12 protein-coding genes are annotated in these 20872 nt (G+C 50.0%); all 12 read right to left on the bottom strand.

The window, feature by feature from the left end:
• Window positions 1-8 precede the first annotated feature (8 nt).
• The 12 genes from cyoA to L6H98_RS25530 all read right to left on the bottom strand — a co-directional run bounded on the left by cyoA (window position 9) and on the right by L6H98_RS25530 (window position 20798).
• Window positions 9-998 carry a ubiquinol oxidase subunit II gene (cyoA, locus tag L6H98_RS25585; protein ID WP_236420510.1) on the bottom strand — a complete coding sequence of 330 codons (990 nt, stop codon included), beginning with the start codon at window positions 996-998 and terminating at the stop codon, window positions 9-11.
• Window positions 999-1363: 365 nt separating this feature from the next.
• On the bottom strand, window positions 1364-1627 hold the full coding sequence (locus tag L6H98_RS25580; protein WP_236420509.1) for a hypothetical protein: 264 nt from the start codon (window positions 1625-1627) through the stop codon (window positions 1364-1366).
• A 324-nt stretch (window positions 1628-1951) separates the two neighbouring features.
• Entirely contained in the window at window positions 1952-3295 is a 1344-nt protein-coding gene (locus L6H98_RS25575; protein WP_236420508.1) for a GH1 family beta-glucosidase, read from the bottom strand.
• Window positions 3292-5694, bottom strand: coding sequence for a glycoside hydrolase family 95 protein (locus L6H98_RS25570; RefSeq protein ID WP_236420507.1), 2403 nt, complete (start codon window positions 5692-5694; stop codon window positions 3292-3294). Before L6H98_RS25570 ends, L6H98_RS25575 begins: the two co-directional genes overlap by 4 nt.
• A gap of 287 nt (window positions 5695-5981) precedes the next feature.
• Window positions 5982-7676 carry an ABC transporter substrate-binding protein gene (locus tag L6H98_RS25565; protein ID WP_236420586.1) on the bottom strand — a complete coding sequence of 565 codons (1695 nt, stop codon included), beginning with the start codon at window positions 7674-7676 and terminating at the stop codon, window positions 5982-5984.
• 339 nt (window positions 7677-8015) lie between these two features.
• Window positions 8016-9716 (bottom strand): ABC transporter substrate-binding protein, encoded by a 1701-nt coding sequence (locus tag L6H98_RS25560; protein WP_236420506.1) that lies wholly within the window; start codon window positions 9714-9716, stop codon window positions 8016-8018.
• A gap of 386 nt (window positions 9717-10102) precedes the next feature.
• Window positions 10103-11788, bottom strand: a complete 1686-nt coding sequence (locus tag L6H98_RS25555; protein ID WP_236420505.1) for an ABC transporter substrate-binding protein — start codon at window positions 11786-11788, stop codon at window positions 10103-10105.
• Between the two features lie 219 nt (window positions 11789-12007).
• Window positions 12008-12910, bottom strand: coding sequence for a carbohydrate ABC transporter permease (locus L6H98_RS25550; RefSeq protein WP_236420504.1), 903 nt, complete (start codon window positions 12908-12910; stop codon window positions 12008-12010).
• Between the two features lie 15 nt (window positions 12911-12925).
• On the bottom strand, window positions 12926-13906 hold the full coding sequence (locus L6H98_RS25545) for a sugar ABC transporter permease (RefSeq protein WP_236420503.1): 981 nt from the start codon (window positions 13904-13906) through the stop codon (window positions 12926-12928).
• A gap of 381 nt (window positions 13907-14287) precedes the next feature.
• A complete protein-coding gene (locus tag L6H98_RS25540; RefSeq protein WP_236420502.1) occupies window positions 14288-17182 on the bottom strand; it encodes a sugar-binding domain-containing protein in 2895 nt (964 codons plus the stop codon).
• 261 nt (window positions 17183-17443) lie between these two features.
• Entirely contained in the window at window positions 17444-19015 is a 1572-nt protein-coding gene (locus L6H98_RS25535) for a response regulator transcription factor (protein WP_236420501.1), read from the bottom strand.
• Window positions 19008-20798 (bottom strand): histidine kinase, encoded by a 1791-nt coding sequence (locus tag L6H98_RS25530; RefSeq protein ID WP_236420500.1) that lies wholly within the window; start codon window positions 20796-20798, stop codon window positions 19008-19010. The genes L6H98_RS25535 and L6H98_RS25530 overlap by 8 nt, the downstream gene beginning before the upstream one ends.
• Between the last annotated feature and the right edge of the window lie 74 nt (window positions 20799-20872).

The following is a 20872-nucleotide window of genomic DNA, read 5'->3' as shown; positions in this document are numbered from 1 at the left end:
TCGAATCATTAGTTAGCACTTTTGCCCGGTGTAAGGGACGTATTCATGCTTTCGTGGTTCATTTTAGTCGTATTATCGCCGGCGCCTGCAGCTTCGTCCGAACTTCCATGATTGTGGGCGCCAGAGCCTTCGACGACATATTTGGTTACGATGTCCTGGAACAATCCTTCTGGGAAGGAGGAATAATAAGCCACATTGCTTGTTCCCGGTGTTGCCAGAGCATTGTATCCTTCTTGAGTGAGCGGCTGGGATTGCTGCTTCACTTCATTTACCCATTTGTCAAAGTCTTCGTCTGAAGTCGCATTGACGTCAAAACGCATCTTGCCAAAATGTTCGCCGGTGAAGTTGGCGCCGGAGCCCCAGTACTTCCCTTCATGGTCGGCCTGCAAATACAGGGTCATCGCCATGCCCGACATCGTGTAAATCTGTCCGCCCAATTGCGGAATCCAGAACGAGTTCATCGGTGAATCCGCAGTGAGTTCGAATTTCACAGGTCGATCTGTCGGAATATTCACGGTGTTCACCGTAGCAATCCCCTGCTCCGGATACATGAACAACCATTTCCAATCCAAGGAAGATACCTGAATAGTAACGGGCGCTTTTTCCGAAGCCAGCGGCTTGGAAGGCTCAAGATCATACGTGTAACGAACCGTTACGATGGCAAGCAATCCAATGATAACGATTGGAATGGTCCACCAAATGACCTCGGCTTTCGTGCTATGAGCCCAGTTCGGCTCATAAGCGTTTTTGTTGTCCGGTCTCTCGCGGTAACGCCATACGATTACAGCAGACATAATCAGTACAGGAACGATAACGATCGCACAAAGAATGGTCGAAATCACGATCAGATCCCGCTGAGATGCACCGATAGGTCCCTTCGGATCCAGAACAACGTACTGTCCGCCTGCCAGCATTGGCCAAACGATCAGTGCAATTGTAACCAACGTCAGGACAATCGGAATGATGACCCGGGTAAGCAACCTAGGTTTCTTGTTCATCTTGATCCCCTCTCCTTAAATTCGCTAATACTAAAAAATTAGTATACTACTCTCTTCCTTCTAAAGATATCAGAAATGAGCAGGTTTTTTGTTCTTGTTAACAAATTTGTCGATTTTACACCCCAAATGTGTGAATTTTTTCTCACAAATCGCTTGCATGCTTGATATTTCCTTACAGTAAGACTTCACATCCGAAGTTAAAAATACGCCACGGGTGAGTCATTCTTGGTCAGGACGAGCCCATACAAAAATAAAACCCTTTGCAGTCCCGTTGAATCATTCAACGGATCCGCAAAGGGCTATTTGGGCTGGGATTCCGGAGACTCATCCAGCCTTATTATGTTCAAATCATTGAAGAATTATAATCAATCGGCACCTTCATCTTCTCTTCGTGAGTGAACCAAACCAATCGATTTGGCAATAACGTAAATGAACACACTGCCTACAAGAAAACCGATCCCTACCATCAAGCCAAGGTTGCGGTCGTTAAATTCGTTCAAGTTGATCAGGCACATGACTACTCCCGCAATCAATGCCACCCAGGCCAAAACGGTCATCGTCAACACTGCGCGCCGCATGTTTCTGTCTTTGCGCTCCAACTGGCTTACCATTGCTGTCTTCGATGCCATAGTAAACACTTCCTTTTCCATTTTTGTAAGTGCTTCCTTTTCATCAATATACCACATCAATATGAGTTTTAGTCATAAAATGTTCAAATTATTTTCGTTTTTTGGACACTTTATTTCTTGTCGAACTATTGACAAATAAGATAGCCCCTGAAATATTTATAACCCAAAAACCATCTCTTCATAACAACTTACGTTCCCTGGTCCTTGTCCAATTATGGAAAAGCGCTGAGCAAGCATGCCAAAAAAGGCAGAACCGCGGACGAACCGGATCCTGCCTCATGGCGAGACATGTGCTGTATAACATCCATTAACGCAATTCCAGCATTAACGGATTTCCAGCCAATTGTTTTTGATTACGTTCTGGTACCAGTAGTAGCTCTCTTTGGGCGTGCGTTTCAATGTACGGTAATCCACATGGATGAGCCCGAAACGCATGCGATACCCTTCTGCCCACTCAAAATTGTCCATAAGCGACCACGCCATGTACCCTTTGAGGTTGATCCCGTCGCTGATGATCCGGTGAATCTGGGCCAAATGCTGCTCATAATACGAGATGCGGCGCTCGTCGTTGACGATGCCATTCTCGGGCTGATCGTTGATGCATGCACCGTTCTCGGTGATATACACTTCCACGTTTCCGTATTTTTGCAAATAGTGCATGAACTCGTACAAGCCGCGCGATTCGATTGGCCAGCCAATATCGGTACGCGTCAGACCCATGTTGAGTTCTTCCGATTGCAGCACGCCTGCTTCAGGGTTATACCGATTGATGCCCATGGTGTAATAATTAATGCCCAGCAGGTCAATCGGCTGCGAAATGATCTCCATGTCCCCATCCTGGATCGGTACCGTCGCCCCGGCTTGCTCGAACCAGTCCACCATGAATTGCGGGTAGGAGCCTTTATAGATCGGGTCAAGGAACCAGTCCGTGTTCAGCGCGATGGAGCGATCGCAGGCAGCCTGGTCTTCCGGCGTTTTGCTGTAAGGCTCGGCCCAGCATACGTTCGGAGCGATCCCGATTTTGCCTGTCGTGCCGAGACGACGGAACGATTGGACGGCTTTGCCGTGCGCAACGAGCAGGCCGTGGGCAACGTTCAGCGACGTTTGCAGGTCTTTGTTGCCCGGTGCGTGCACGCCCAGCAGATTGGACAGGAACGCGATGCACCATGGCTCGTTGAACGTCAGCCAGAAGTTGATTTTGCCGGAGAACTCTTTGAAGATGACTTCCGCATATTTCACGAAAGCATCTACCGTTCTGCGGTTGCCCCAACCGCCGATGTCTTCGAGCACTTGCGGCAAATCCCAGTGATAGAGGGTGCAGAACGGTTCGATTCCCGCTTCAAGCAATTTATCGACGAACCGATGGTAGAAGTCCAGCCCTTCACGGTTGATCTCTCCATCACCGTCCGGAATGATGCGCGGCCATGCGATGGAGAATCGATACGTATTGATGCCCAGTTTCTTCATTAACTCAATGTCTTCTTCATAACGATGGTAACCGTCGCATGCGATATCCCCGTTATCCCCGTTGAATACTTTGCCCGGCGTACGCGCAAACGTATCCCAGATGGATACACCGCGTCCTCCCTCTTGTGCTGCACCCTCTACTTGGTAGGAAGCCGTAGCCGTCCCCCAGCGAAAGTCTTTCGGAAATTGAAAAATGGTCATTGTACTCTCTCCCTGTCTTCGGCTGACACGCGGATCGTTTGTCCCGCGCCCACCATTAAATTCAATACATAATCTCCTTGCGGCGATTGCTCCGCCTCTACCCCTTGCAAACCTTCCGCCAAAAGAGGTACTGCGCTGCGGATCGTCAGCGTTCCCTTGCGATCGGCCCGGATATTGGCCACGACCAATCGGCCATCGGCCCATTCCATATCCACGGTAAAGCCGCCTCTCGCACGCAGGCCGCTCACGCTGCCTTCTTTCCAGGCTCCCGGGAGCGAAGGCAACAGATGCAGCTCGCCCAAGTGACTCTGCAGCAGCATCTCCGCAATACCGGCCGTGCCGCCGAAGTTACCGTCAATCTGAAACGGCGGATGATCGTCGAACAGGTTCGGATGCGTCGATCTGGACAGCAGCGTGCGCACGAACCGATATGAATTGTCGGCATCCAGCAAACGTGCATGCAGATTGATCAGCCAAGCGCAGCTCCAGCCCGTATGCCCGCCCCCTTGGGAGATGCGGCGCTCCAGCGTAACGCGGGCCGCTTCCACAAGTTCAGGCGTACTGAGCCGATTGATCTGGTCTCCAGGGTATAAGCCATACAGATGGGATACATGGCGATGTCCCGGTTCGGACTCGGGGAAATCCTTGAACCATTCCTGCAGCTGGCCTTCTTTGCCGATCAGGAACGGATACAGCTTGCTGCGGGACTCACGAAGCTCCGTCACCAGCTCGTCATCCACGCCAAGCACGCCCGCTGCCTCGATGCAGCGGTCGAACAGCTCGCGAATCAGCGTCATGTCCATCGTGGACGCCATCGATACGCTGCGGGCCGTTCCGTCCTCTGCCACAAACTTGTTTTCAGGCGACGTGGACGGCGACGTCACCAAATATCCGTCCGGACCTTCCACCAGCCAATCCAGGCAGAACAAAGCGGCCTCCTTCATGATGGGATAAGCTTTCTCCGCCAGAAACGCCTCATCCCTCGTAAAGCTGTAGCGCTCCCAAAGATGCGCCGTCATCCATACGCCGCCCATCGGCCAGAATGCCCAGCTGGCATCCCCTCCGGTTGGCGTCGATTGCCGCCAGATGTCCACGTTATGATGCGTCGTCCAACCGCGTGCACCGTAAAGGATACGCGCAGCTCTGCGCCCGGTATGGCTAAGATCCTCGAGCATGGCAAACAAGGGGTCATGGCATTCGCTCAGGTTGCACACCTCTGCTGGCCAATAGTTCATTTCGACATTGATATTGGTCGTATAATCGCTGAACCATGGCGGCTCCACCTGATGGTTCCATATGCCTTGCAGGTTGGCAGGCTGCGTGCCAGGACGGGAACTGCCCATGAGCAGGTATCTTCCGTACTGGAAATACAAAGCCTCCAGCCCCGGATCGGCGGAGCCCCCTTGATACGCCACCAAACGTTCGTCGGTTGGCAGCTCCGCATTGGCGGACGAGCCAAGGTCGATCGACATACGTGCGAACAACGAGCCATGGTCTGACACGTGCCGCTCACGAAGCTGCTCCAACCCGGTTTGGAGAGCCTGTCGCAGGATGGCATCGCATGTTTGTTCCAGTTCTGCGGCTTCCTTAACCGGCATCACATCATAGCCGGCAAATGCTGTTGCCGCAGTCAAGCACAACAGCACTCGGTCAGCGCCCTGAATGAGCAATGTGCCTTTGTCAGCGGAGATCACGGCTTTTTCGCCCAACGCTTGGACAGACAGTTTGGCGGCATATGCCATTCCGCGATCTTCTTCATAAACGACCGATTCCGGATGGTCGCGGAAATAGTTCGACTCCACATGGCTCGGACATCGGCTGTACATCACGACGCTGTCACCGCTGGCCTGCACGGTATAGGGATGCGGGCTGTCCAACGTCAGACTGACGTTGACGGCCCCTGCACGATCCGCGGACAGGGACAGTACGATGACATCATCAGGCGCACTTGCATATATTTCGCGTGTATAGCGAATTCCTTCATATTGATAGCGGGTTGCGGCAATTCCCGTTTCCAGGTCGAGCTCGCGTTCGAAATGCTCAAGTTCAGCACGTTCCAATCCATTCTGCCGGAGCAATAAATGGCCCATGGGTTGATAGGCTTCCACGTCGTGCCCCAACATTTCGCGATTCAGCAAATCTTCGGCTTCGCTGTACTGTCCGGCCGCGATCAATTCACGGGTGCGTTTCAAATATCTCTGGCTGCTGTAGTTCACCGTATCACGCGGGAATCCGGACCACAGCGTATCTTCATTTAATTGGATGCGTTCTTCCGCCGCACCGCCGTAAACCATGCCGCCAAGGCGACCGTTCCCGATCGGCAGCGCTTCTTCCCATTTTGCCGCCGGTTGACGATACCACAAGCGATTCATGCCTGTTGTTCCATTCGTTTGGCCCATATTCCGACTCCTGTTCATTGAGTATCGTTCTAAACATAAAACGTTTTCGTAATATCCAAAAAAATATAAAACTCACTTTTCCATAAGTATTTTTTTGCTTTCATCCTACCGTCTCTGATACCGATCACCTGAAAGTGCTTACACCTGAAAATTATATTGGATTTCGAAAAAAGCGTCAATGGAAAGCATCACAACCGAAGCAAAATATATAATAACGAAAAAAGAGGCTCCATTGCTGGAGCCCCTCTCCGATTCATCATGTATCTTTACGTATATGGCTGAACGTATTATTGTACGTCTTTGCCCGTCCACAACGACACGCGGTCTTTGACCCAAGTCGTATATTGTTTTTCCATCTCCACCGCGCCTGCTTTGTCCAGCTCGGCAAGGAAATCGTCATACACTTTGTCGAAGTTCTCCGGCGTTGTCAGAACAGCCTCTGGAATCCGTTTGCGTACGATGTCCTGTGTTTTTTGGAAAGTGACGTTATAGTCTGTATCAGAAGGAACCGGCATGTTGTATGCTGCTCCCCATTCTTTCAATGGAAGGTCTTCTTCCGCAGGGAAGAATTCTTTCCATGTCGTAATGCCGTAAGCCTTCAATGTTTCTTTCTCTGCCGGCGTGTAACCTGCCACGATCTGCTCAGGGAAGTTCGTAGTGTAATAGTTGCCCGTAGAGTCTTTCACGCCATCGCCGTATCTTGCGCTGAAAATGTTGTACATGCCGATTCCTGTTTCTTTGGAGAAGGCAGAGTTGTCATTTGTTTTGCGGTCCTGGATTTCGTCAGGAATGACGCGTTTTCCATCTTCCACTTTATAATGTTCGCCTTCGATACCCCAGTTTCTAAGCACTTGTCCTTCATCCGAAGCAAGCCAGTCCATAAACTTGATGATTCGAACCGGATCTTCGGCGGAAGTTGTAATCCCGATACCGTAACCGTCAAAACCGGTTGGCTGGAACGAATGGTCGACGATCTGGTCGTTCAGGGATACGGAGAAGTGAGCATAAGTGCTGTCGTCTTTACCCGCAGCTTTCAGCGCGTTCTCAGCCTCTTGATAGTTCCACTCTTGGTCGATCAGACCAAGTACGCGGCCGCTGGCGATTTTGGATTTGTATTGGTCGTCTTTTTGCACGAAGGTGTCTTTATCAAGCAGTCCTTCATTGTACATTTTGTTCAACCAACGGAAATATTCTTTCTCTTCCGGACGTTTGTAGTGAAGCATCGCTTCGTACGTTTCCGGATTGATGTAGTACTCGCCGTCATCCGGTGCTCCCGTAGCTTGGAAAGCCGGGTTCGTTACGGTGATCATGATTTTCCAGTCGTCGGCGTTCAGCGTCAGCGGAATCGTCGGCTGTCCGTCGATCGTCGGATGTTTTTCTTTATATGCTTTCAGCACGTTTTCGAAATCTTCAAGCGTTTTCACTTCAGGATATCCGAGCTCCTTCAGCACTTTCTGCTGAATCTCGAATCCACCTGTTGCGTCAAACGTCACATTATCTACACCCATGTTGGTTGGGATCGTATAAATCGCTGGATCTTCCTTGCTGTATTTCAGACGGTTCATCTGATCACCATAGATTTTCTTCAGGTTGGGAGCATGCTCCTCGATCAGATCCGTCAGGTCAAGCATTGCACCGGCATCAACGAGCTTGGACAAGTTTCCTTTCGGGAAAATAATGTCCGGGTAGTCGCCGCTCGCTGCCATCAGGGAAATTTTTTGCTCGCCGCCATTGTTGACGTCGAATTCGGCTTCAATGGTAACGCCCGTTTTTTCGGTAATCTTCTTGCCTACGGCATCCTGCATTTTGTTCCAGACCGGATTCGGATCGGCCCCAAAGAACGAAATCGTGATCGGCTCTGTTCCGGATGATTCACCGGATGAAGCGGATTCCTTGCTTCCCGAATTTCCGCAACCAGCAGTAACGAGCAACGCACTTGCAAGCAGCAGCATTGCAAAAGTCTTGGGTGTATTACCTTTCATTTTGCCTTTCATTGTCTAGTTCCCCCTATTTATGAAGGTTTTATCTGTATAACAGGCCAAGCCTGAAAATACCAAAGCATTTGGATCAACGATTCAAAGCAAATGAATGCGCTTTAAATTATGCGTGATACAGGTGTAACTGCCTCGATCCATCCGGGACAGGAAACTTCGCACTACACATAAGATAAAACGTTTTCGAAATTCACTTTAAAACGCTTACTGAAAGTGCTTACACGTAGATTATATGCTATATTTCGCCATCGGTCAATAGAAAAAAAGGGCTTCCCACGGAAACCCTTTTTTCAAGAAATTCAGCAGCTTATTTGCGCTGTCTCTTCTTTATTGAACGTCTTTGCCGGTCCACAGCGATACGCGGTCTTTGATCCAACCGGTGTATTGTTTTTCCATCTCCACCGCGCCTGCTTTGTCCAGCTCGGCCAGCATGTCGTCATACACCTTGTCGAAGTTTTCCGGTTTGGCAAGAATGGCTTCCGGGATCCGTTTGCGAACGATATCCTGCGTTTTTTGGAAAGCTACATTATAATCCGTATCGGAAGGAACGGGCATGTTGTATGCTGCTCCCCAATCCTTCATAGGCAGTTCATCTTCCGATGGGAAAAATTCCTTCCATGTCGTGATGCCATACGCTTTCAATGTTTCTTTCTCTGCCGGCGTGTAGCCCGCTACGATTTGCTCTGGGAAGTTCGTGGTGTAATAGTTGCCTGTGGAATCCTTCACGCCATCGCCATATCTTGCACTGAAGATGTTGTACATACCGATCCCTGTTTCTTTGGTGAACGCCGAGTTGTCATTCGTTTTGCGGTCTTGAATGTCGTCAGGAATGATGCGTTTGCCGTTTTCCACTTTGTAATGCTCGCCTTCAATCCCCCAGTTTCTGAGCACTTGCCCTTCATCCGAAGCAAGCCAATCCATGAACTTGATAATGCGAACCGGGTCTTTGGCGGAAGTCGTGATTCCGATGCCGTAACCGTCAAAGCCGGTTGGCTGGAAGGTATGATCCACGATCTGGTCATTCAAGGATACCGAGAAGTGTGCATACGTGCTGTCATCCTTACCGGCTGATTTGAGAGCGTTCTCAGCTTCTCCATAGTTCCATTCCTGGTCGATCAGACCAAGAACGCGCCCGCTGGCGATTTTGGCCTTATACTGGTCATCCTTCTGTACAAAGGTATCTTTATCAAGCAGTCCTTCATTATACATTTTGTTCAGCCAACGGAAATATTCTTTTTCCTCGGGACGTTTGTAGTGAAGCATCGCTTCATACGTTTCCGGGTTGATATAATATTCCCCGTCATCCGGCCCGCCTGTTGCTTGGAAAGCCGGGTTTGTAACTGTAATCATGATCTTCCAGTCGTCGGCATTCAATGTCAGCGGAATCGTTGGCTGGCCATCGATCGTTGGATGTTTCTCATAATATGCTCTTAATACGTTTTCGTAATCCTCAAGCGTTTTTACTTCAGGGTAGCCCAGCTCTTTCAGCACTTTTTGCTGGATTTCGAATCCGCCCGTGGCATCAAACGCTACATTGTCTACACCCATGTTGGTCGGGATAGTATAGATCGCCTGGTCTTCCTTGCTGTATTTCAAGCGGTTCATTTGGTCGCCGTAAATTTTCTTCAGGTTGGGAGCGTGCTCCTCAATCAAATCGGTCAGGTCAATCATTGCGCCTGCATCAACCAGTTTGGACAGGTTTCCTTTAGGATAAATGATATCAGGGTAATCACCGCTGGCAGCCATCAAAGGTATTTTCTGATCTCCGCCATTATTCACGTCATACTCGGCTTCAATGGTCACGCCTGTTTTTTCGGTGATCTTCTTGCCTACCGCATCCTGCATCTTGTTCCAGTTTGGACTTGCATCTGCGCCGAAGAACGTAAACGTTACCGGACTTGTCGTATCATCCGTTTCACCAGGCTTTTCCGAGGCCGTACTTCCTCCTGTGCTTCCGCATCCTGCCGTAATGGCAAGCGCGCTTGCGAGAAGAAGCATTGCGAACGTTTTTGGTGTTTTCCCCTTCATGTGTAATCCCCCTTATGGATATAATGAAGCTTTATAGTGTATAACAGGCTGGCCTGTAGATACCATGGACTGGCGAAAAACCTTGCACTTTTTTTGCTTAAATGCAATTAAAAGCGTTTTCTTGAATGAATTCGACGATTCATCCTCGCCTCAATTCAAGTACAAGTTGCCATCAAAAAGACGTTTACATCGGTACAAGGATCCATGCTCAACTTAAATGTAAGTGCTTTCATACCTGAATAATAATACCTTGCATAACCCCTTGTCAATAACCAATTTCAAAAAATGAAAACGGTTTTGGGAAAACGTTTTAGGCATAAAAAAAAGACCCAAATCAATGGGTCCTTTCTTTTTTAAACTTGACTTGCCGCTCAAACGAGAAGATCTTACTGGCCATTCCACAGTTTTACGCGGTTTTGAATAAGCTCTGTATATTGTTGTTCCATTTTCGTAGCTCCTGCTGTCTCCAAATCAGCCAGCATCGTATCATACACACTGTCAAACTTGTCGACCGGACTCAGGATCGCTTCCGGAATGCGTTTGCGGATAATGTCCTGTGTCTTCTGGTAGATGACGTTATAATCCGAGTCGCCAGGAGTCGGCAAGTTGTAGGCTGCGCCCCACGCTTTAACCGGGAACTCATCCTCTTTCGGGAACAGATCCTTCCAGGTTGTTGCACCGTAAGCCTTGAGGGTTTCCTTCTCGGCATCGGAATAAGACGCTACGATTTGTTCAGGGAAGTTCGTTGTATAGTAGTTGCCTGTCGAATCCTTCACGCCATCGCCGTAGTGACCCGTCATGTTGGTGTACAGACCGATCCCTGTTTCCTTCTGGAAAGCCGCTGCATTGTTTACTTTTTGGTCCAATACATCTGCAGGGATAACGCGTTTCCCGTCCTTCACTTCATAGTGTTTACCTTCAACTCCCCAGTTTATCAATACTTGGCCTTCCTCGGACGCCAAATAATCAAAGAACTTGATCGTACGTACCGGATCGGGATTCGAAGTGGTGATTCCTACACCCCAGCCAGATACAAAGCCCGGATCTTGGAAAGAATGGTCCTTGATGTCGCTGGACAGCGTTACAGGGAAGTGGGAATATGTTGCTTCATCCTTTCCTGCCGCCTTAAGCGCGTTCTTGGCATCAGCATAGCCCCAATCCTGATCGATTACGCCAAGTACGCGGCCGCTGGCGATTTTCGATTTGTACTGGTCCGTTTTTTGCACAAAGCTGTCTTGATCAAGCAATCCCTCATTGTACATTTTGTTCAACCAACGGAAGTATTCTCTTTCCTCCGGACGTTTGTAATGAAGCATCGCTTCATACGTTTCCGGGTTGATGTAATATTCTCCATCATCCGGAGCGCCTGTGGACAAGAAAGCCGGATTCGTTACGGTAATCATGATTCTCCAGTCGTCCGCATCCAGCGACAGCGGGATGGTTGGCTGACCATCAATGGTTGGATGTTTTTCTTTGTAAGCTTTCAACACATTCTCAAAATCCTCAAGTGTCTTCACTTCAGGGTAACCGAGCTCTTTCAGTACACGGTGTTGAATACCGAAACCGCCGCCTGCGTCAAAATATTGCTGATCTACCGCGTAATACGACGGCAGCACATAAATGGCCTGGTCTTCGTTGCTGTATTTCAGCCGGTCCATGTAATCACCATACAGCTTTTTCAAATTAGGAGCATATTGATCGATCAGATCCGTCAGATCTATCATTGCACCGGCATCCACAAGCTTGCTGAGTTCACCTTTCGGTGAAACAATGTCGGGATAGTCTCCGCTTGCTGCCATCAAAGAAATTTTGTCCTGGCCGCCGCTTACCGCGAATTCTCCGTTAAGGGTAACCCCGGTTTTCTCTGTGATCACCTGGCCTACTTCGTCTTTCATACTGTTCCAGTTGGAACTTGGGTCAACGCTGAAAAAACTGAACGTAATTGGAGACGTATCCCCGCTTGTGTCCTCGTATGCTCCATTGCTGCTGTCACCGGCTCCGCCACCGCAGCCTGCGAGTAAAGACATCGCAAGCACGGGAGCCAGTGCGGCTTTCATTTTGAAATTCGCCATGATGGTAATTCCTCCCTAATCCATATGTCTATCTTGTGCGGGACTTTTTTGTCCCTGTCTATAGCTTCATGGATGCCGTCGCCGCAGCCCTATACGGTGAAACGCCAACCGAGGTTGGCATTTCGGGCATCCCGAGCTTTTTTATTATACTGTTTCTCTTTACAGTTATCTTTATCTCTGTATTTTCTGTGACTTTCTTATATCTGTGTTGACCAAGTCTTATGATTTTACAGCACCCAGCGTCATACCGCCCACAAAGTATCTTTGCAGGAACGGATACACGATCAGGATTGGAACCGTAACGACGATTGTAATCGCCATTTTGATGGACTCAGGAGAAACCTGTGCCATCTGCTGTGCCAAGTCGTTGACATTACGCCCTGCACCAGAGCCTTGTTGGGTACTTTGCAGTACCTTCATCAGCTCGTACTGGAGCGTAGTGAGATGCGCTTTCGAACCGTTGTACAGGTACGTATCGAGCCATGAGTTCCATTGCCCTACAGCCAGGAACAATGCGATCGTTGCCAGTACCGGCTTACAGAGCGGCAGGATGATTTTGTAGTAGATCGTGAAGTCATTCGCACCGTCCAGCTTCGCGGATTCCTGCAAGGCGTACGGCAGGCCGTCGATGAAGGAACGGATAACGAAGACGTTGAACGCACTGATCATGCCCGGCAATACGTAAACCCAGAACGTGCCGATCAGGTGCAGGTCGCGCATCAGGATGTATATCGGAATCAGACCGCCAGTGAAATACATCGTAATCGCCAGCGTAGTAGAAACGAATTTTCTCAATTTGAAATCAGGTCTGCTGAGCGTAAAGGCAATCATCGAAGAACTGATCAAACCGAGCAATGTACCTACAATCGTACGGAGAATAGAGATTTGCAAACCTTGAAGCAAGCTGTCATATTGAAAAATCGTTTTATAGTTTTCCAGCGTAAATTCCCGAGGCCATAAGTAAATTCCGCCACGCACCGTGTCCATCGAATCGTTCAATGAGATCGCGAGTACGTTCAGGAACGGATAGAGCGTTACGATCAGCACCAGGGCCAGCACGAGAACATTGAATAGATCGAACAGTTTATCGCCACGAGTTGCATTGAATGATTTGTTCGCCATATGGTCTCCCCCTCCCTACATGATGCTTTCTTTCGTGAATTTTTTGAACAATCCGTTCGCCGTGAACAAGAGAAGGATACTTACGACGGAGTTGAATATCCCGATTGCCGTACCGTATGAGAATCGTCCCAAGTTCAAACCATAGTTCAGCGCATATAGATCAAGGACTTCCATATAGTCGGTGACGAGGCTGTTACCCAGCAGCATCTGTTTCTCGAACCCGTTGCTGACCAAGTGACCGATGGACATGATGAACAATACGGAAATGGTTGTCCGGATACCAGGCAGCGTAATGTGCCACATTTGTCTCCAGCGGTTTGCACCGTCAACCCGGGAAGCTTCGTACAGCTCCTGGTCGATCCCCGTGATGGCCGCCAAGTAAATGATCGCGTTCCAGCCGCTTTCTTTCCACATGTCTGAAGCGGTTACAATGTACCAAAACAGGTTGCCTTTCGCCATGAACTGGATGGGTTGATCAATTAAATGCAGGCCCATCAAAATGTCGTTGACAATACCGCCGTCCGTCGAGAGCATTTTGGTAATAATCCCTGCAACAACGACCCAGGATACAAAGTGAGGCAAGTATGATACCGTTTGCACCGTACGTTTAAAGAATTTGCCTTTAAGTTCGTTCAGCAAGATCGCAAGGAAAATCGGCACAACGAAACCGACAATCAGTCCCATAAAACTCATTGCCAGCGTATTTCTAAGTACCAGATAGAATCGTTCGTCACTGAACAGCTCTGCAAAATGCTTGAAACCAACCCACTGCTGTTCCGAGAAACTTCTGGCCGGTTTATAATTTTGGAAAGCCATCGTCCATCCCCATAGTGGCAGATAGTTGAATACAAAAACCCAAACTACGAATGGCAATGACATGAGATAAAGAAACTTTTGTTGCTTGATACTCTCCCAAATTGCATTCCGCCGATTTGTGGGCGGTTTGGGGTCACTGCTCTTTTTCGCGGAAGCGGATTGTTTTGTCAGCGTTTCCATCTCCGTTCCCCCTCCTCTAATTTATAGATTAATCATACCTGATAGAGCGTTTTCAAAATACCAGCTTGATTTTAGAGAAAATCATATAAAAATTAGATATGGACCAGGTCAATGAGACATTTTGCATGCAAAATCAGTCATTATTCAGCCTTTTAATTTAATAAAATGAAACATTTTGGTAATTATGATTCGAAACGGAAAATAACGAAAACGTTTTTGGAAATCGTTTACCTGCGCTAAGTCAAACGCACGTATTCATGTATTTCTCTCCACATTTCATTAGGAAGCCCTTCCCGTCTCTATATAAGCAGAAAGGCTTGATCCCTTTTTAGGAATTTCTGCAGGGAAGCAAAAAAAGAAGCCTTTGCAGGCTCCTTCAATCTATAACGCGAAACGAATGGGCTGCAGCTTCACCAGACCTAGCAGCTGCCCTGCCGAAATGGACGATTCCGGCCTAAATTCGTCCCCCAGCAGATAAGCAAGCATTTCTTGAAACAGAAAGCTCGCTTCCGGACGTTTCATCATCGCAATATCGGAAAAAGGAAATGTCGATAAGAGCAGTTTGCCCTTGCCTACATTGGCCTCAAAAGCGTAGGCCAGCCGTTTCGCCCTGTGAAAGTGATCGATCACTTCAATTAAAGGCTGTACCCCTGCCAATGTGTCCAAACAGATCGCTGGCGTGCCCTGAATGAGATGATACCAATGCCAGTCGGACGCTTGATCATGGGGAAACCTTCCCAGCAATGGCAATCGATCAGGCAGGCATAGTCCCATGGTTGCGCCATGCTGGGTGGCAAACATAAGATAGTTCCAGAAGACGGGCAGGTATTTGGTCTCTACCGCATCATACAAACCCTCGGCATTCGTCTGGAGCCAAACACTTCCCCCATTGACCAAAACATCGAGTACATTGGGGGTCAAAGACGGCGTAATGATCAGGCCGGTACGATCTTCACGCAGCAAATGATGCCCGTTCAGATCATCCAACTTTCCTTCGTGAGCCCCCAGCAGGTAAGGCTGCAATTCGCTGATACTGTTCCAGATCCGGTGGCTCTGTTCATGGACCTGATACCGCGGGAATGACCACCCGTGCCAAACATTTGCAGCTATTACCTCTCCACGGGTTGACCTGATCTCCGCTTCGATGCAAAATCCGGTTGCCCCCTCCCGCGGGGCATTTACGTTCAACGTTCCCAGAGATCGGACAGATCCGCAAGCCACGTCATCGCAGCTCCATCCTCCTTCGCTTATCGTTTCGCCATCGCGGACCAAACGCCACTGCACCGATACGTTCTGAAGGGGCTCCGTTCCGTAATGCGATACGCTGACCTGGGCTTGAATGGCCTCCCCGCCAAAGAAGGTGCGCTGATCGCAGCCCAGCAGCAGAACGGTTCCGGCATTGCACCGCCGGAATTCCTCGGGCTCAATCATGCCTTTGCTCTCCCAGAACACATCCAGGATGCCTGTCGTGGCATGTCCCTGCCCGGGAAAATCGCGAATATCAAGCAGCTGCAAGCCTGCTGCATCCGACGTCCGGCGCACCCGTTCCATGGCCTCCTTGAGCGAACGGACCAAATGCCGGCCGCTTGCCTGCTGATAACGCTCCAGAATGTCTCCCTTCATCCCTTGACGAGATAGCGATTCTTCAATCGGCTCCAGCCAGCTTGGCCGAAGAACGCCCGTGTATTTACCCTTCTCTTGAGGACGCACGTACATGGTGAACTGCGCGTGTTCATGCCCGATGACCGGACGATCGGACAGCCGGGTCACCGCACGGTAATCAAGCGTGGTGTCAGGTACAGCGGACCATTCCGACTCCAACGGCGGATGCCAATTCAACGACTGGATATAAAAATCCGCCATTCTGCCTTGGGCCGGCAATTGCCCGAACCCCGTGTTGTCCGTGTACAGCCGCGTTGAATCCATGCTGCGGGCATGCTCTACAAGCTCGTTCAGCTCGGGATGGCCATTCGGCCCGATGAGCTCGTTGCCCAGCGAAAAGAGCACGAACGATGGATGCTTCTGCAAAGCGTCAAGCAGCCCGTCCAGTTCGCGCTTCAGAAAAGAGAGGACATCTTTCGGAGCGGCCTGTTCCCGATTCTCGAACCATCTCGACCAATGCGGGAGCTCGGCCTGCACCAGCATCCCCTCTTCATCCGCGGCTTGCCAGAACGGTTCCGGCGCGCTCCAGCCGTGCAAACGAACATGATTGAATCCGTATGACTTGGCCGTCCGGAACTGTGAAATGTATTGCTCCTTGTCCCATACCGGATACCCTGTAAGCGGGAAAATGCAGCAGTCCACGTACCCTCGCAGGAACACAGGCTGTCCGTTCAAAAGAAACCGGGTTCCGCTCGCCTCGAAGGAGCGCATACCAAAGGTCAGTTCAACCCGGTCCAACTCCTGTTCTCCGCTCTGCAAGCGAACAATCGCCTTATACAACTGTGGAGAAACATCCGACCAAAGAGCCACCTTTTTTCCCCGCCCCAGATCCAGCTCCCATGGCTGAAGCTGAACAGAACTACCAGCAAGCTCCGCCCGGTCATTCGCTTTTAAGATATCCGTGGTCACATCATGTACTTTTTCCGTTAGCCATGTGCCATCAGGATGCTGAACCCGCACATGCAGCTTAAGTTCATCAAACACTTGCCGATGAGGAAGGTTCAATGAACCACGGAGCGCCATCGTACCTCGTTCGGGATCCTGGTCTGCCTTCAGGCTCTCGATATGGTACGGCGGCATCGCATCCAGCCATATTCCTCCCGTCACGCCGCCCCACGCCGTTGCAGTATGCAGGGAATGAATATGACTGCCGCCAAGCGGATATTTCATCGTGTTGTCTACGCGCAGCACCACTTCGTTAGAGGTCCCTTGTTTGACCAGTGAAGTAATGTCCCACGCATGCTTGCAAACGAGGCTTTCCTGCAGGCCTGCATGCTGGCCATTGATCCAGAGATCGGTCGTCCAGCGAACCCCGTGAACCCTAAGCACATAATGCATGCCAGGATCAGCCGGGATATGTACCTCGCGCGAATACCAAGCCGCTCCCTCATATTCCCGAACCTTGGTCCATGTGTCGATTCGATGGTACATTGGCGCTTCGCCATACCCCTGTTCCTCCCATGAACCCGGAACTTGAATCTCCCCCCAATCCAGGTCAGGTAAAGCCAGTGTCCGTTCTTTAGTCTGCTCGCCAGAATCGGGATCCAACGCAAATTGCCATATGCCATTCAAATCCATCGTTTGCCGGGCCGTCCTCACTTCCAAAAAGGTCATCAATGTTCTCCTCCTCGCTCAAGGCCTTCAAAGTACATCCAGTTTACGTTGGTTCTTCCAAGATCACCATTGCTTATCCATTGTTCTCGATGGACGATTTCATGAAAATCCGTCGTTCCCCCATTTCATGTACCAAGACCAAAAACCACCAACCCTTTTATGGCTGGCGGTTTTCATGTTTATATAGATCATGACCAAGATAACCGAAAACGTTTTATTATATGAAGACGAAGGTGGATCGTCCGGAGAATTCGACAACGATTATTCCCCTCCGGACTCCCCGGATTGACCTTTGGATTGCGAACGTGCCTGTTTATAGGCCGAAGGTGACTCACCCACGTATTTCTTGAATTTTCCGTGGAAATAGTCCACATTGGCATAACCGACTCTGGCTGCCACCTGATGGACCTTCAGCCCTTCGTCGAGCAATTCCTTCGCCTTTTCCATCCGCACCTTGTCCAAAAACGCATTGAAATACTCTCCCGTGTGGTTTTTGAACAATTTCCCCAAATAGCTGCTGTTATAATTAAATACTTCGGCTAACACTTCCAGCTTGAGATTCTCTCCGGGATTACGCCGGATGAAATCAATCATCTGCTTCAGCACCGTATCTTTGCTGCCGCCGCCCATACGCCCGATCAATCCGGTAAGATGGCCTTCCGCCATGATTTTCAGATCGGACAAGGTTTGCTGATGGTATACTTCCGTAATCAACATGGAATGCTCCTGCATAATCGGCTGCATATGCTCGTTCGCTGCAGCAAGCTTGTTCAGGGCAAGGGAAAAAATTTGCGAAAACGCCGTTTTGATGGCCTGTTCTGACCGGTGATAGGGAACGATGCGCTCCTCCATCTCCGACAATACGCGCATAACCGATTCGCTGCTGCGAATGTCGAGCGCGTAGTAGAGCTTGTCTGCCAGCTCAGACTCATCGGGCGCGCTCATTTCTTCCGCAGGCAAAGACGTGCCCCGGTTCAACTCGTCGCTCCACAGCATCACCCTTTTCTCCGCAAACAGAAAACGGTCGTTCAGCACCGCATTGGCTTGCTCGTAGGACAACGCCATGTCATGGACGGAATGCACGGGTTGGCCGGCGGCCGCATACATGCGGATCTCCCACTCTCCAAGCAGTTGGCTCCATTCTTCGTACAGCCCCTTGGCCGCTTCCTCGGTCGTCAGCGGTTCCCTGCACAGCAATCCCAGACCGGAATGGAAGGAAAAAACGATCCCCCTGTCCTTGTGGTCAAAGGCATCCACCAGTTTCCGTTTCACTGCATTGCTCCGCTGCACGTCCGGAGCCGCATGCAATTCGAACAGCACGATCTGGTACATCGGCCACCGCAGCCCGAGCGTGTCCGCTTCCCCGCGGCCCTCGAGATGATCGAACAGCAATGCTTCGATTTGATGTTCACGGTACGCCGTATCTTCGCCGACATGCCGGGTCAACGCTTCGCGCTCACGTTCAAACACCCCTGCAATACGCTGCAATTCGGCAATCATCTCTTCTTCGTCAACCGGTTTAAGCAGGTAACCGTCTACGCCGAAGCTGATTGCTTTCTTGGCATAATCGAAATCCGCATAACCGCTCAGGATCAAGAAATGCGATTCGGGATACTGCTTGCGGATCTCTTCAATGACGTCCAGTCCGGTCATGCCGGGCATGCGGATGTCGATGATCGTCAGATCGGGGCGGAGCTCCGGAAAAAGCGAGATGGCTTCCCTCCCGCTGCCAGCCGTGCCCGCAATTTCAAACCCGTATTGTTCCCAATCAATAATGGTAGTGAGTCCTTCGCGTATGCTCGGTTCGTCATCCACCAAAAACACTCTATACATGCTCGTCCCCTCCTGCAGGCAAGGTAAACGTAATTTCGGTCCCTTCCCCATACTCGCTTGAAATCTGTAATCCATGCTCCTCACCATAGGTCAGCGTCAGCCGCTGATGCACGTTCCTCAAACCGATTCTGCTCTTCTCCTGTTCCTCCGGCCCGCTGACGAATTGCAACACCTCAGCCAACCGTTCTTCCGTGATTCCGGCACCATCATCGCGTACGCGGACCTGAACCATGCCCCGTACCGGGCGAATGTCTACTTCGACATGAACCGTGCCTTCCTTATTTTCCAGGCCATGCACGATGGCGTTTTCAACCAAAGGCTGAATGATCAATGGCGGAATGTACATCTTTTCCAAGCCCGCATCGACGTGAATCCGGAACGCCAGGCGGTCAACGTACCTGAATTTCTGAATCTCCAGGTAAGAGCGCACCATTTCAAGCTCGGCCTGAAGGGTTGTTTTGCCGCTTCCGATCTCTAGGCTTTTCCGCATCAGCTTGCCCAACAGCCGAACGATATTGGCAATCTCCGCTTCGCCTTGAATATGCGCTTTCATGCGAATCGACTCCAGCGCGTTGAATAAAAAGTGCGGATTGATCTGGCTTGCCATCATTTTAAGTTTAATCTCTTTTTGGGCAATTTCCAATTGGTTGTTCTGCTCCGTGGTCTCCACGACCTGAACCATCAGTTCGTTGATGCTCTTCACCATGTAGTTGAACTGGCGGGACAGCTGTCCGATTTCGTCATTGCCGTCGATGCGCGAGGTCACATTCAAATCGCCCAGCGCAAGCTTGTTTAATTGTTTGCTCAGCCGCAAAAGCCGATTCGAAGTCAGAAACGAAATAATGTATACCAATAACAGGGCAATCATAAGCACAAGGATAATGAAAATAAGGCCGATCATGCTGATCATATTCGCATCTTTCACAATGTCCTTCGTTTCGAAAACCGAAATGATCTTGAGGCTGTTTATGCTCGAACCCGGCCGGAGCTCGTCAATGACGATATTGGACGGTTCACCCCGAAAGTCGGCTTCCAGCGTTCCCTTCGCCTGGTTCTGCAAATCGACGCCGAAATCGAGCTCATTGAGCGTTTTGCCGACCCAATTCGTATTTTTGGCTGCGATGACATATCCCTGCTCATCCGTAATCAACGTTTCGAAAGGCTCCTGCCGTAACAGCTCATTAAGCTCGTCCTGATTGATTTCGATCATCAGCACCCCTCGCGAACGATATTCGGGAAAAGGTACTTTTCGAACCAGGCTGAGCTTGTGCACCGGATTGTCTCCCTTGTCGGGAATGTAAAACCAGCCGATGCTGGTGGAGGTCAACGCCTTTTTGTACCAATAACTCTCCCTGGTCTGCTCATCCACCGGAATAAACTCCAGATTGTTGATCAACGTCGGGTTGGTGGAATAGAAACGAATGCCCGCCACTTCGCGGTAAAGGCGCTTGTATTCCTGAAAATCCTTGTAGGCCAGATAGGCGCTGGTCAGTTCGACCACGCTCTCATAACGTTTGTTCACGATTTCCTTCAGGTCCTCGTTAAACATAAGAATGTTGGAAATGTCCGTAGGCACGCGCAGCAGCGTCGTCGTTTGGGTCTTCACTTTCTCCACGTTATTTACCGTCTGCTCGATGGCATTGTTCAATGCCTGCTGCCGGAAATAGGCCGTCACCGCCAGTCCGATAATTAAAACGGGAACCATCACGACAAGCACGTACGATATAAGCAATTTATGCTTCAATTTGAGATTGTTGGAGATCCGTATCAGCCTTCTCAGCATATTCTGCACCTTCTTCGTTGGTCTAAGCGCTTACAAATAAGGTACAGGATCACGGCCATCCTGCCCTTCTGAAC

The sequence above is a fragment of the Paenibacillus sp. JJ-223 genome (genome assembly GCF_927798175.1).
Classification (GTDB): Bacteria; Bacillota; Bacilli; order Paenibacillales; family Paenibacillaceae; genus Paenibacillus; species Paenibacillus hubeiensis.
This window is presented reverse-complemented; position numbering and strand designations above follow the sequence as displayed.